Annotated in this window: 13 protein-coding genes; 4 read left to right on the top strand and 9 right to left on the bottom strand. The window is 49.8% G+C overall.

Annotated elements, in window-relative coordinates; translation table 11 throughout:
• Positions 1-3 precede the first annotated feature (3 nt).
• The 9 genes from MET42_RS0107695 to flhD all read right to left on the bottom strand — a co-directional run bounded on the left by MET42_RS0107695 (position 4) and on the right by flhD (position 7,898).
• On the bottom strand, positions 4-519 hold the full coding sequence (locus tag MET42_RS0107695) for a chemotaxis protein CheW (RefSeq protein ID WP_019882302.1): 516 nt from the start codon (positions 517-519) through the stop codon (positions 4-6).
• A gap of 12 nt (positions 520-531) precedes the next feature.
• Positions 532-2,928 (bottom strand): chemotaxis protein CheW, encoded by a 2,397-nt coding sequence (locus MET42_RS0107690; RefSeq protein WP_019882301.1) that lies wholly within the window; start codon positions 2,926-2,928, stop codon positions 532-534.
• 30 nt (positions 2,929-2,958) lie between these two features.
• Positions 2,959-3,327, bottom strand: a complete 369-nt coding sequence (locus MET42_RS0107685) for a response regulator (protein ID WP_019882300.1) — start codon at positions 3,325-3,327, stop codon at positions 2,959-2,961.
• Positions 3,328-3,370: 43 nt separating this feature from the next.
• On the bottom strand, positions 3,371-3,913 hold the full coding sequence (locus MET42_RS0107680; protein WP_019882299.1) for a hypothetical protein: 543 nt from the start codon (positions 3,911-3,913) through the stop codon (positions 3,371-3,373).
• Between the two features lie 118 nt (positions 3,914-4,031).
• Positions 4,032-4,976 carry a flagellar motor protein MotB gene (gene motB, locus MET42_RS0107675; RefSeq protein WP_019882298.1) on the bottom strand — a complete coding sequence of 315 codons (945 nt, stop codon included), beginning with the start codon at positions 4,974-4,976 and terminating at the stop codon, positions 4,032-4,034.
• A gap of 30 nt (positions 4,977-5,006) precedes the next feature.
• On the bottom strand, positions 5,007-5,867 hold the full coding sequence (gene motA / locus MET42_RS0107670) for a flagellar motor stator protein MotA (RefSeq protein ID WP_019882297.1): 861 nt from the start codon (positions 5,865-5,867) through the stop codon (positions 5,007-5,009).
• A gap of 193 nt (positions 5,868-6,060) precedes the next feature.
• A complete protein-coding gene (locus MET42_RS0107665; protein ID WP_232411386.1) occupies positions 6,061-6,912 on the bottom strand; it encodes a class I SAM-dependent methyltransferase in 852 nt (283 codons plus the stop codon).
• A 49-nt stretch (positions 6,913-6,961) separates the two neighbouring features.
• Complete coding sequence (gene flhC / locus MET42_RS0107660; protein WP_019882295.1) at positions 6,962-7,528, bottom strand: flagellar transcriptional regulator FlhC; 567 nt, start codon at positions 7,526-7,528, stop codon at positions 6,962-6,964.
• Positions 7,529-7,577: 49 nt separating this feature from the next.
• On the bottom strand, positions 7,578-7,898 hold the full coding sequence (flhD, locus tag MET42_RS0107655; protein WP_019882294.1) for a flagellar transcriptional regulator FlhD: 321 nt from the start codon (positions 7,896-7,898) through the stop codon (positions 7,578-7,580).
• 612 nt (positions 7,899-8,510) lie between these two features.
• Between flhD and flhB the strand changes: the two genes are divergently transcribed.
• Genes flhB through MET42_RS0107635 form a run of 4 tightly spaced genes read left to right on the top strand, consistent with a single transcriptional unit; the run spans position 8,511 to position 13,936 of the window.
• A complete protein-coding gene (gene flhB / locus MET42_RS0107650) occupies positions 8,511-9,683 on the top strand; it encodes a flagellar biosynthesis protein FlhB (RefSeq protein WP_019882293.1) in 1,173 nt (390 codons plus the stop codon).
• Positions 9,684-9,704: 21 nt separating this feature from the next.
• The gene (gene flhA, locus MET42_RS0107645; RefSeq protein WP_029512368.1) at positions 9,705-11,792 is read left to right on the top strand and encodes a flagellar biosynthesis protein FlhA; all 2,088 of its coding nucleotides are present in this window, start codon (positions 9,705-9,707) and stop codon (positions 11,790-11,792) included.
• A 1-nt stretch (position 11,793) separates the two neighbouring features.
• Entirely contained in the window at positions 11,794-13,149 is a 1,356-nt protein-coding gene (flhF, locus tag MET42_RS0107640) for a flagellar biosynthesis protein FlhF (protein WP_019882290.1), read from the top strand.
• Entirely contained in the window at positions 13,142-13,936 is a 795-nt protein-coding gene (locus tag MET42_RS0107635) for a hypothetical protein (RefSeq protein WP_019882289.1), read from the top strand. The genes flhF and MET42_RS0107635 overlap by 8 nt, the downstream gene beginning before the upstream one ends.
• The last annotated feature ends 3 nt before the right edge of the window (positions 13,937-13,939 follow it).

Genomic DNA, 13,939 nt, shown 5'->3' with positions numbered 1-13,939 from the left:
TAGTTAATGTACAGCCGCTTCCATCAATTGCATCTCATCGCTGGTCATCAGTTTATCGATGTCCACCAGGATCAGCATTTCTTGCTCAATGGTCGCCAGGCCGACGATATATTTGGTGTCAATGCGGGTCACCAATGATGGCACTTCACGCAGGTGCTCTTCACGCAGTTCACGCACATCAGACACGCCATCGACCACAATGCCGACAATACGTCCGTTGAGGTTGAGAATAATCACCACGGTGAATTCGTTATATTCGACCTTGCCCAGGTTGAACTTGATGCGCAAATCGACGATAGGCACGATCTTGCCACGCAGGTTAATCACCCCTTTAATAAAGGATGGCATGTTGGCAATTTGGGTCACCGCGTCATAGCCGCGAATTTCCTGCACCTTAAGAATCTCGATGCCGTATTGCTCGCTGCCCAAGACAAAGGTCAGGTATTCACCCGCCGCTGTTTTCAAGCCATTGCCTGCGTTGCCGCTTAAGGAATTGCTCATTTCTGTGCTTGTACTCATTGCATATGCTCCTTATGCATTGATGGTATTTTGTGAAGTTAAATAATTCTGGTTGGAAAACGCCATGCCACCAGTCACGTAGTTTGTGGTTTGCCCCATTTGGATAATGGCTGGCACATCCAGAATCAATGCCACCGACCCGTCGCCCATAATGGTGGCGCCAGAGACACCAGGAATGCGCTTGAAGTTAGTTTCCAGGCTCTTGATTACCACTTGCTGCTGGCCGACCAAACGGTCGACAAACAAAGCGGATTTCTTACCATCAGCTTCCAGGATCAATAGCACACCGTCAGTCGGGGTGGTGATCTGGGTCGGATGGTTAAACAAGGCATGCAAGGCGATTATCGGTAAATATTCGCCACGCACATGCACCATCAATCCTTCGCCGGTCACTGTTTTCAGGTCTTCGGCACGTGGTTGCAGTGTTTCTACAATCAGGTTCAATGGCACCACATAAACGCTCTTGCCCAACGACACAGACATGCCGTCCAAAATCGCCAGGGTGAGTGGCAGTGAAATAGAAATCGTTGTGCCATAGCCTAATGCAGAGCGAATCTCGATATGACCGCCCATGGAGGTAATATTCCGTTTCACCACGTCCATGCCCACACCACGGCCAGACACATCAGTGACCACTTCAGCCGTAGAGAAGCCTGGTGCAAAGATCAGGCTAAACACTTCGTTATCGGTCATGCTTTCATTCACTGGCAAACCATTTGAGGCCGCTTTGGCCAGAATTCTGTCACGGTTCAAGCCACCGCCATCATCAGTCACTTCAATCACGATGCTGCCGCCTTTATGCGCAGCAGACAAGGTTAAAGTACCGCTTTCAGGCTTGCCCATTTCACGGCGGACTTCAGGCTTTTCAATGCCGTGGTCCACACTATTACGTACCAAATGGGTCAATGGATCGACAATACGCTCAATCAAACTCTTATCAAGCTCAGTGGTGGCACCACTGGTGACAAATTCCACTTTTTTGCCCAACTTGCCAGCCAGGTCACGTACCATACGTGGGAAGCGCGAGAACACAAAGTCCATCGGCATCATACGAATCGACATCACAGACTCTTGCAGGTCGCGGGTGTTACGGGTCAACTGACCAACGCTATTAATTAAGGCTTCGTTATCCACTGGGTCGAGGGCATTCACACGCTGCTCAATCATGGCTTGTGTAATGACCAGCTCGCCAACCAGGTTAATCAACTGGTCAACCTTCTCGATGCCAACACGAATCGAAGTGCTTTCTGCGCTTTGTGCGGCAGCAGGTTTATCAGTCTCACGACGCCCCTGTTGACGACGCTCTTCTTTCGGTGCGGCCTCGGCAGGCGTGGCAACAGCGGTTGCAGCAGCCTCTGCCTTGGCTTTTGCCATTGCAGCGGCTGCATTATCATCACCGATCATTTGTGCTTTAGGCGCATCCGGATGTGGTTTAAACGGTGCAAAGAAACCGTAGCCCTCTTCCTGCTGCTCTTCGCCATTGCTGGCGAACAGGCCATAGCCCATTTCTTCAGCGACTTGCACCCTGCCATCGTCAGCTTTTGTTTCAGTTTTGATAATCGGATCATTATCAAAGAAACCATAACCAGCCTCTGCCGCAGGGGCTGCCTCAACTGGCGCAGCCGCTGTTGCAGCTTCGGCTGGCGTAGCGGCTGGTTCACTGGCAGCATCGCCCGCTACCTGGATCACCAGGGCATCGGCGTCAACAATAAACGAACAGATAGACACAATGTCATCGGCACTGGAGTCCGTTTTAATCAGCACAGCATGTACATTCTCGCTGCGTTGATAAACCTCGACGTCACCCAACAAAGCCAGCTCATCTTTCAGGTTAGCCAGGTCTTTTTCAGTGACGGTTGGCAAACCAACGTCATACAGGGTCATACCCTTGGCTTTTTCTTCAGCAGTAATCGTCAATGCAGTTTTCGCCGTTTCGGCGGCAGCCGTAGCGGCTGGCGTTGCAGCAGGTGCAGCCTCAGCACTGGCAGCGGCCACCACAGGCTCAGCCGCGACGGCGGCTTTACCTTCTGAAAGTGATTTCAGCATCATGGCCACATCGCTCACTTGCTCAGCATTCACATCTGAACCATGACGATGACCATCGACTTGCATCTTGATCACATCCTTCGCAGCCAAAAACGCATCGACGTGTTCGGTGGTCAACGCCATCTCGTTTTTGCGAATTTTATCGAGCAGGTTTTCCAGCACATGCGTAATTTCTGTCATGTCCATAAAACCAAAGGTCGCAGCACCGCCTTTAATAGAGTGTGCCGCCCTGAAAATAGCGTTTAATTGCTCAACATCTGGCGATTCCACATCGATACCAAGCAACAGGTGCTCTGCTTCAGCCAACAACTCCTCGGCTTCGTCAAAGAACACCTCGTAAAACTGGCTCATATCCACTGTCATTGTTTACTCCAGTTCCTTTACCAGCGGCGCTTAGGCACCGATTACTTTTTGGACAACTTCAATCAGGCGCTTTGGATCAAAAGGCTTCACCAACCAGCCATTGGCACCTGCAGCTTTACCTTTTGCTTTCATTTCGTCAGAAGACTCTGTCGTCAACATCAGAATGGGCACTCTTTGATAAGAGGCAAGCGTACGCAAATTGGTAATCAGTGTCAGGCCATCCATCACTGGCATGTTTTGATCAGTCAGTACCAGATCCACCGTTTTCTCTTTGGCTTTATTGAGGCCGTCTTGACCATCTACAGCCTGCACGACATCATAGCCAGCAGCTTTCAGACTAAAAGCCACCATCTGACGCAATGATCCGGAGTCGTCTACTGTTAAAATTGTTTTCGCCATGTTTGATTCGCCTTTTTCACTAATTTCGTTAAACGCCGCTGTATTAAAATAAGTCTATGTCACCGGAAGCCAAGTCTTGCTGATTGACCGACTTGCGTAAATTGCCGGTCAGATGCTGGCTACCCTGATCAAAATTCTGGTTAAGCTGCATGATGAAGCGCCTGATTTCTTCATGCTCGTCATCCGCAGCCATCGGAAACTGATGACTGGACAGCTCATGTAACAAATCTTTTAAGCCATGCACGCGGTTGATGGTGCGCTGCAACAACTGGTTGGTCATGTCCTGAAACTGCATGCCAGTCACTACTTTGTTCACTTCCTGGCCAATATTGTCCTGAAACACCTGTAATTGCTGCATTTCTTCAGGCTGTAACTTACCGGCCTCAACCAGCAACTGCACCGCTGCCTGCTGCTCCATTAACTGGGCATATACTGTCATAAAACTGGCACTCAGCTTTTCAATCGCTTCATTCAGTAAAAAGGCGGTTTGCTGCAAATCGGTTTCGATTTCGAGCAGATGCCAGTCACCGTGACGCGAGACCGCGGCCAGTAATTCTCTTAACTCTTCTATGGGCAATGTTTTCATAGTGGTCCTATCTTGCCTGATTTCCCTGTTTTTCAATCAAGAAATAAACAATGTAAAAATGACTTATTTCTTGTACGCTTTAACCGCCAACCTCTTCACCCATTTTCCCTGTCCTTCTTCAGGGCGCAGGCTTTTCCGCTTTGTTCTGCAATGCTTCTACTTGCGTTTTATCATGCTCACTGACAGAAATCTGTTCGTTATCCTTGAGTAAATCCTCTTCGGTTTCCTTGTTCATCACAATTAAACTGATGCGGCGGTTAATCGGATTAAACGGATTCTCTTTATCCATCATGATGGCAGAGCCCAGGCCAACCACACGCATCAGCTTCGTTTCATCCATACCCCCCGCAATTAGCTCACGCCGTGAGGCATTGGCGCGGTCAGCAGACAACTCCCAGTTACTGTAACCATGATCACCATTGGCGTAACCCGCTGCATCGGTATGCCCGGATAAACTGATTTTGTTATCCACGCCATTCAGCGTTTTGCCAATCTCACGCAAAATCGTTTTGGCATAAGGCTGTAACTCGGCTTTGGCATTTTCAAACATGGGCCGGTTCTGTTCATCAATAATCTGTACCCTCAGGCCTTCACTGGTAATATCCAGCTTCAGCTGAGACTTAAATTGTTGCAGCGTCGGGTTGTCTTCGATGGCCTGCTCAATCTTGGCTTTTAATGCCTCCAGTTTGACTTTTTCGGCCTGTTTCAAGACTTCTTTAACATCTTCCAGTTTGACCGTCTTCAGCTTGCCTGGATCGCCTTCTACCGGCTTGACCTGACCCTGTTTCTTGGTGACATCTTTACCACCGGTATTTTTCAAGGCCGAATCACTCTGGCCGAGTGAAGGCCCCATCAACACCATATGCAAAGGCGTTTGAAAATACTCGGCAATGCCTTCTTTTTGCGCTTTGGAGGTTGAACCCAGCAACCACATCAACAGGAAAAACGCCATCATCGCTGTCACAAAGTCAGCATAGGCAATTTTCCAGGCACCACCGTGATGGCCACCGCCACCCTTTTTGATCTTTTTAACAATAATCGGGGCAATATGTTCTTCTGCCATGACGCTCTCCCGGCGGTCTTAATCTTGCACTTATTTGGATTTGGCCTGTTTGACGTGCTCTTCCAGCTCGGTAAAGCCAGGACGCTCGGTCGAATACAGGACTTTACGGCCGAACTCAACCGCAATCGGAGGTGCATAACCATTCAGGCTGGCCAGCAACACCACTTTGACGGTTTGAAAGCTCTTGCTGGATTCTTCCAGCTTTTGCTCCAGCAAACCTGAGAGCGGGCCAACAAAGCCATACGCCAGCAAAATACCGAGAAAAGTCCCCACCAGCGCGTGAGCAATCAGGATCCCCAGCTCAGCCGGTGGCAAAGCCACGTTTTCCATGGTGTGCACCACGCCCATCACCGCCGCCACAATACCAAACGCCGGCAAGCCGTCGCCCAGTTTGGCAATACAATGTGCAGGCACGTGGCCTTCCATATGGTGGGTTTCCAGCTCGTTATCCATCAGGTTCTCGACCTGGAAGGCATCCATATTGCCGGACACCATCAGGCGCAAGTAATCGCAGATAAATTCGACCAAGTGATGGTCGTGCACAATGGAGGGATACTTAGTGAATAAGGCACTGGACTCAGGGTCTTCAATGTCTTTTTCAATCGACATCAGGCCGTCTTTGCGGATTTTGGTGAGAATTTCAAACAACAAGGCCAGCAAGTCCATATACAACTGCTTGTTGTACTTAGACCCCTTAAACAAGGTGGGCACAGCTTTCATAGTAGCTTTAATGGCCTTGGTATCATTACCCACAATAAAGGCCCCAAATGCGCCGCCAAAAATCATCATGACTTCCAGTGGCTGCCATAAGGCGCCCAAATGGCCGCCAGCGAGTGCATAGCCCCCAAAGACCATGCCACAAACGACTACATACCCAATGATCACAAACATGCTTTGACTCCACTTTTAGCAGTTAACTGTGGAAAGCATAACAATGCACGCCCCGATTCATTTTTTTAAATAAAAGGCATTTAGCCAGTTAAATCACACTGGTGACAATGGAAGCGTCTGTCGTTTCAATGGGGTTAATAGCGAATAAGGCCATCAGCGATGGCCGTCGAGGCGAGGTGACAGCGTGATAACACTATTTTTTGAGGTAAACGTACAAGGCTGGCGAATTGGCACTGGGGAACACAATATGCTCGGCTTGAATGTCAGGCACCGGAAACTCCGAGGTGACAAACAGGCAGCCTGGTCGCATTTCCTGTTGCACTTTTTGCCAGACGTCTTGCATCACAGCTGGAGACAGATAGGCAAATATCACATCTAAACTGGCAAAATCAATGGCGCGGTAATCACCGAGGGTAAATTTGACGCTGGTGCCGGAAAACAAGGCGCGCACGGCGCTCACGGCCCAGGGTAACGGGGCAATCTCAATACCAGACACTTCATCGTGTATGCGCTGTTTGGCTAAAAACATCGCAATATCACCGATACCGCTACCGATATCGAGCACTTTCAAGGATTGGTCACCGGCATGTTGCTCGAGAATGCGTTGCAAGGCACGCCAGGTCGCAGGAAAAGAGGGGTAAAACGGGACGCGCGTATTGTACACAGACCAGTAAAGCGCCAATGTAATCACAAACCCGGCAAAATAAACACTGGCAGGTAACGCAACTTGCTGCATGAAAACAACGGCCACCGGGAAAGCCACATGTATCCAGCGCCACCAGACCGGCATGCGCGCGGCTCTCGCCAATACGCTGACGACGCACAGATGGGGCAATAACCAGAACCAGATGGAATCCAGCTGAATACCCAGACTACGCAATTCAAACGCAAATACACTGTTGATCACGCTAGGCGCGAGACCCGTCATCAACAGCATACTCACACACTGGATCAGCAATGCCTGACACCACAATCGTTTAGGCAAGAGACGCTGAACCCAAGGTTGGGATGGCAACGCCTCTGCCGGCAATTTTATCGAGTGCATGCTAAATCCTTCATTTCACAGGCAATATCAAACACCTGTTTGCAACCAGTTAAGCAGTCATTGAAACCAGTTTGTAGCTGAGTTCTTTGGCTTTTTTGGTTTTACCGGCACGTGAAGGAACGTGGCACAGGTTACATACATAATTCTGGTTCAAATCGTAGCTGTTGACGATGTATTGGCCACCGCAGCAATGACAGACTTTAGTTGTCAGCATTTTGCTTTCGATGAAACGCACCAGTGTCCAGGCACGAGTCAATGACAAGACTGGCTCATCTTGTTGTGCAGCATCCGGATTTTGAACTTGCTGCATGTAGAGCGTATAGGCTTTGATAATCGCCTGGATACCATCTACGCCAGCATAATCCACCATAAAGCGGTAGATATTATAGAAAATGGAAGAATGAATGTTTGGCTGCCAGGTCAAGAACCAGTCGGTAGAGAATGGCAACATGCCTTTAGGAGGAGAAACGCCTTTCATTTCCTTGTACAACTTGATCAAACGCTCGCGTGACAACGTCGTTTGGGATTCCAGCAATTGCAGGCGTGCACCCAATGAAATCATTTGCATTGCCAGTTGAATTTGTTCTGCTTCGTTTACTACACTCTTCTTTTGCATGATAACCCTCTTTTCTATTTCTTATCGACAGATGGAAACGTCTACACTGTTATACAGTGGAGTCCGCAGCTTGGGCAGACATCAGTACTGCAGTATGCAGATGTGCTTGCGCTGGGTCTTTGGAGTAGCTGGTCAACATGCCCAGGATTTCGCTGTCATCAAAACGGAAGCGAGTCAGCAACATATTGGTATTACAGAGTTTCAGCAATTGCAGGTTGGTCAGGTTTTCTAGCAGGTCTGCAATTTCCTTATTAATACCAAGGCGGAAAATCGCAGTGGCTTTGTCAGCGCGGATCAGTTGTTGGGCCAACATCAGATAGTTCAGGTTGGCATCTTTGATTTCAGCGAGTAAATCGTTTTGCATGTTCATGATCTTGTCTCCGTTTTTTTAGCGTTAATTTAAGTCCGCCTGAGCGTTAGGCGTACTTTGCGCGCAATCATGAAGAGCAACAATCAGGGTTTGTCGGTTTCTTTTGTAAGACAGACGAAAACAGCCACGTAGGTGTTTGTCTTACAAACCCCTACATGGCAATCACCACAACTATAAATATCAATAAGTTATGGCGTAATTTTAATGTTACACCGCAACAACTTTACGTCTATGTTCGCAGCATTGTTCTGATTCCAATTCAAAAAATAATTAAAGTTTTCCTGTTGTATTCCGTAAACAACTGTTTTTTGTCTGTTTAGTCTGCTTTTCAAGCTTTCATAAAAACTATTTGTGCTATCCCGGTTAACGACAGCACAAACTAAAACTTTAGGGTTGCACCTCAAAAAAACTCAACAAACCTCATAACATATTGTTTTAAAAAGAATAATAATTTTATTATTTGCACTCCTTAACATCCAGCAAGCCGTAACTGATAGAAAGCGGTCAATAAGCCCTTTTATTCCAGACATAAAAAAGCGTTTTTCTAGCCAATAATCACTCACAGGAAATACAACTTGTGTGTTGTATCTGTGAAACGAAAGAGTCGAGGACATGGCAGCTGAAGACAGCGATATGGAAAAAACCGAAGACGCGTCCCCCAAGCGATTGGAGAAAGCACGCGAAGACGGCGATATTCCCCGCTCTCGCGAACTGGCTGCGTGTGCGGTGCTGTTTACCACTGGCATGGCCATCATGATGTTGAGCCGTCCACTGGGTGAGGCCATGAAGAATGTGTTGAGACAAGGCTTGAGCATTGACCATGCCATGGCCTTTGAGCCGCAACTGTTGATCGTGCACATGATGAAAGTGGTTGAGCAAGCCTTGTGGGCATTTTTGCCACTGGCCGTGATTATTGTCTCAGTGGCCGTGGCTGCACCGATCCTGGTCGGTGGCTGGGTGATGTCACAAAAATCACTGGTGCCTAATTTTGGCAAGCTCAACCCAATTAAAGGCCTGGCTAATCTGTTTTCCAAAAATTCGCTGGTCGAGTTACTGAAATCGATTGCCAAAACAATTCTGGTGGCGTCTGTGGGCTACACCATCGTTAAAAAAGATTTGCAGCCTATGCTGAGCTTGTCACAGATGCCTCTTGCCGCCGGGATCAGCACTGTGAGTGACTATATGGTGACCGGCTTTCTGACCATTGCCTCTGCGCTGGTGTTGATTGCCGTGATTGATGTGCCCTACCAGCTCTATCAATATGCGCAGAAACACAAAATGACCAAACAAGAGCTGAAGGATGAAGCTAAAGAGTCAGAAGGTAGTCCTGAGATTAAAGGCCGTATCCGTCAGCAACAACGTGAGATGGCACGCAGAAGAATGATGAGCAATGTGCCGCAGGCAGATGTGGTGATTACCAACCCAACCCACTATGCCGTGGCGATTCGCTATAAAGAAGGTGAAAACGGCGCACCGATTGTGGTCGCTAAAGGTGCAGATGTGATTGCACAGAAGATCAAGGAAATTGCCGCTGAACATGAAGTCATGACGCTGGAATCGCCAAAACTGGCACGTGCCTTATATGCACATGCCGAGCTGGAGCGTGAGATTCCACAAACACTCTACGCAGCAGTGGCCGAGATTCTGGCCTATGTGTTCCAGCTGCGTGTATTTAAACAGCATGGTGGCGTGCGTCCTGCGATGCCAGCCAACGTGCCAGTACCAGACGCGCTGGATCCACATGCGCTAAATGCCGCGCCAGCAAGTGCGGCAGTGATTGAATAATTGCAGGCTGAGGAGTTTACGATGAACAATTGGCAACAATGGATGGGGAAAATGGACGGACGAGCAATCGCCGCGCCACTCATTATTGTATTGCTGCTGGCCATGATGATCCTGCCGTTACCGGCCATCATGCTCGATGTATTCTTCACCTTTAATATTGCACTGTCTATCCTGGTCTTGATGATAGGCCTGCAAACCACCAAGCCGCTGGACTTTATCGCCTTCCCTACCGTACTGCTGATGACCACCATGCTGCGCCTGGCGCTTAACGTGGCCTCTACCCGCGTCGTGCTGACTGAAGGCCATGCTGGCCCGGATGCGGCCGGTAAAGTGATTGAAGCGTTTGGCCACTTTTTGATTGGTGGTAACTACGCCGTCGGTATTGTGGTGTTTGTGATCCTGACCATTATTAACTTTACCGTGATCACCAAAGGTGCTGGCCGTATTGCTGAAGTCGGCGCCCGTTTCACCTTGGATGCGATGCCTGGTAAGCAAATGGCGATTGACGCTGACCTGAACGCAGGCCTGATTGGCGAAGACGAAGCCCGCCGCCGCCGTAAAGAAGTTGGCCAGGAATCAGAATTCTACGGCGCGATGGACGGTGCCAGTAAATATGTGCGTGGTGATGCCATTGCCGGTATTTTGATCATTATCATCAATATTGTTGGCGGCCTGATTGTCGGCATGGTGCAACATGACCTCGCCTTTGATGAAGCGGTTAAAAACTACACCATGCTGGCGATTGGCGATGGCCTGGTGGCACAGATCCCTTCACTGGTGATCTCAATCGCTGCCGGTGTGGTGGTTTCCCGCGTGGCCAATAATGAAGATATTGGTGGCCAGCTGATTAGCCAGCTGTTTGAAAACCCACGCGTGCTGACCGTGACCGCCGGCATTATCGGCGGTATCGGCCTGATTCCAGGCATGCCACACCTGGCTTTCCTCGGTCTGGGTGGTCTGTTGGGTGGCCTGGCTTATAACGTGAAGCAAAAACAGGAAAAAGCCAAACAACAAGCCGTGCTGGAACCACAGCCAGAAGACAAACTGGCGCCAGCCAGCGAAGCCGAAGAAGCGACATGGAACGATGTGCTGCCAGTTGACACCATCGGCCTGGAAGTCGGTTACAGACTGATTCCTCTGGTGGATAAAGGCCAGGGCGGCGAACTACTCAAGCGTATCAAAGGCATCCGCAAGAAATTTGCCCAGGAAATTGGCTTTTTGGCGCCAACGGTGCATATCCGCGACAACCTGACCCTGAAACCAAACGCCTATCGCATCACCATGAAAGGTGTAGAAATGGCCAGTGGTGAGTCTAACTTCAGCCAGATGCTGGCGATTGACCCAGGTGCTGTCACCGGCGATCTGGATGGTGCTAAAACAACCGACCCGGCATTTGGCCTGCCAGCGGTATGGATTGAGCCAGACCGTAAAGAGTATGCTCAAAGCCTGGGCTATACCGTGGTCGACGCAGGTACTGTGATTGCCACCCACCTCAACCATATTATTTCACTGAATGCAGGCGAACTGCTGGGCCGTCAGGAAGTACAACAGTTGCTGGACCATATGGGCAAAGACTCCAGCAAGCTGATTGAAGAAATCGTGCCAAAAATGATTACGCTGTCCAGCCTGCAAAAAGTATTGCAAAACCTGCTTAACGAAGGCGTGCATATCCGCGATATGCGCTCCATCCTTGAAACACTGGCTGACCATGCACAATACACCCAGGACACGAATGACCTGACTTCCATGGTGCGTATCAAACTCGGCCGCGCCATTGTGCAGGACCTGTTCCCATACAGTAATGAAATTACCGCCATGACGCTGGATGGCCAACTGGAAAGACTGTTGTTGCAAGCCTTGCAAAACAATCAGTCCAACCAGAGCGTGATTGAGCCTGGCATTGCAGAAAGACTGTCGCAACAGACTGAAGTCGCTGCCAGACAACAAGAGCAAATGGGCCTGACACCCGTTTTGCTGGTCGCTGCCCCGCTACGCCAGGCTTTATCCAGATTTTTAAGAAGAACCGTCCCGCATCTCAGAGTGCTGTCGCATGATGAGCTGCCAGATAACAAATCCATTCGTGTCACCAGTTTAATCGGAGCGCAATAATATGAACATCAGAAGATTTTTTGGCAAAAATGCACGTGAAGCATTGGCGCAAGTCAAACAGGCATTAGGGGACGATGCCATTATTGTCGCGAACCGCAGTGTCAATGGCGGCACCGAAATCATGGCCATGCTTGAAACGGATATTGCATCCAACGCCAGCTCAGCGCCGACCGATATGGGCACGGATCAATCTCGCAGCTTGCTGGACTTTGTGAATGCACAAGGCCAGCCGACTCGCCAGGCAGCGCCGCAAGCGGTGATGTCTGCACCTGGCGTGCAAAATAACACGCCCGTGGCTGAAGAGCCCGCCGCCAATGAAGGCGCCATCATGGATATGCTGAAACTGCATAGCGAGCAACAAGAACAGGCTTACCAGGTGGCAACGCAAACACTGGAAGACAAAATGATGGGCATGATGCAGGAAATGCGTCAGATGCGTAGCCATTTTGAAACCCAAATGAGCGCGATGACCTGGCAGCATCACTTGCAACACAGCCCGGCTAAATCGAAAGTGCTGAGCACCCTGCTCTCTGCCAACTTCAGTGCCTCCCTGTCACGCCAGATAGCTGAAAAAATGCCACAGCATATTGATGTCAACAAAGCACCAATGTGGGCCAAAGAAGTGATTAGCCGTAACCTGCATACACTGGACGACGAGGATGCATTGCTGGACCGTGGTGGCATCTATGCGCTGGTTGGCCCGACAGGTGTGGGTAAAACTACCACCACAGCCAAACTGGCCGCGCGTTATGTGATGAAACATGGCACCCAGAACCTGGGCCTGATCACCACCGACAGCTACCGTATCGGCGGTTACGAACAACTGCGTATCTACGGCAAGATCCTGGGCGTGATGGTGCATGCCGTCAAAGACGAAGAAGACCTGAAAATTGCGCTGAATGAACTGAAAAACAAACATATGATCCTGGTAGACACGGTGGGTGTCAGCCAGCGTGATCAAGCCGTGACTGAGCAGCTTTCCATGTTAAGCCGTGCCGATAGCCCAATTCAGAAATTGTTGTGCCTGAATGCCACCTCTACCGGTGACACGCTGACCGATGTGATGCGTAGCTACAAAAAACATGATATCGCCGGTTGTATCGTCACCAAGCTGGACGAAGCCGCAGCGATTGGCAACGTATTGGATGTATTGATCCGCGAACGCATGCGCTTGTTCTACACTACCAGTGGCCAGCGTGTGCCTGAAGATATTGAAGTGGCCGACAAACCAGCCCTGATCGAACGCGTGCTGACACCGCATCAGGCCAGTTTGCCTTACCAGTACCTGGACGAAGAGTTGCCACTGGTGATTTCCAGCATGATGCAAACGGCTGGCCAGGAGCAGCAACATGTTTAATTACCGCGACCAGGCAGATGGTCTGCGCCGCATTATGGCCAAGACGTCGGCACGGATTATCAGTGTGATCGGCGCCAATGGCCAGCCAGCCACGCCATGGATGCGCAATCTGGCATTGGGCATGCTTGCCCCTGAGCAACGCTTGCTGTTGATACACGCGAACCGCCAGCCAGCGCTCGCGCACTCATTACAGTCGATTGTGACGCACAACAGTGCACTCAAACGCGCCATTCTCAAACATCCGCAAGGCTATGACCTGACCTGTTTGGCTGAAAATGACCTGTTAACCTCGCCTTTATCTCAAGATTTAAAAGTGCAGCTGGACGGTATAGTGAAGCAACTTTCGTACGATTACGATACCGTCATGATAGAAGCACAGCTGGATACACAAGACCACAGCTTGATGATGCCATTGATTGCCGAGCATGAACTGGTGATTCAAATGGACAGATCTGAAGCGGCCATTAAAGCCGCCTATACGACGATCAAGCATATCAGCCAGCAACATGGCCAGATTCCTTTGGGTGTGGTTGTCACAGGGGCCAATCATGATCAGGGTCAACAATACTTTATGCGTTTGAACCAGGTATGCAAACAGTTTCTGGGCGTCACCCTGGACTTTATCGGTGCGATGCCGGCAGAAGAGCCAGCGGGTGCCGCGCAGAAAAAAACAGGCAATGCCAAGACAGAGGTCGCCAAGGCTGGACAGACCGCATTGGCGTTTAAATCAGTGGCACATCGTCTCGAAAAACAACGGATCACCACGCCATCGCTGGCTGTTGCCTAAAGT

Origin of the sequence: Methylophilus sp. 42 (genome assembly GCF_000384155.1) — a bacterium.
Taxonomy (GTDB): domain Bacteria; phylum Pseudomonadota; class Gammaproteobacteria; order Burkholderiales; family Methylophilaceae; genus Methylophilus.
This window is presented reverse-complemented; position numbering and strand designations above follow the sequence as displayed.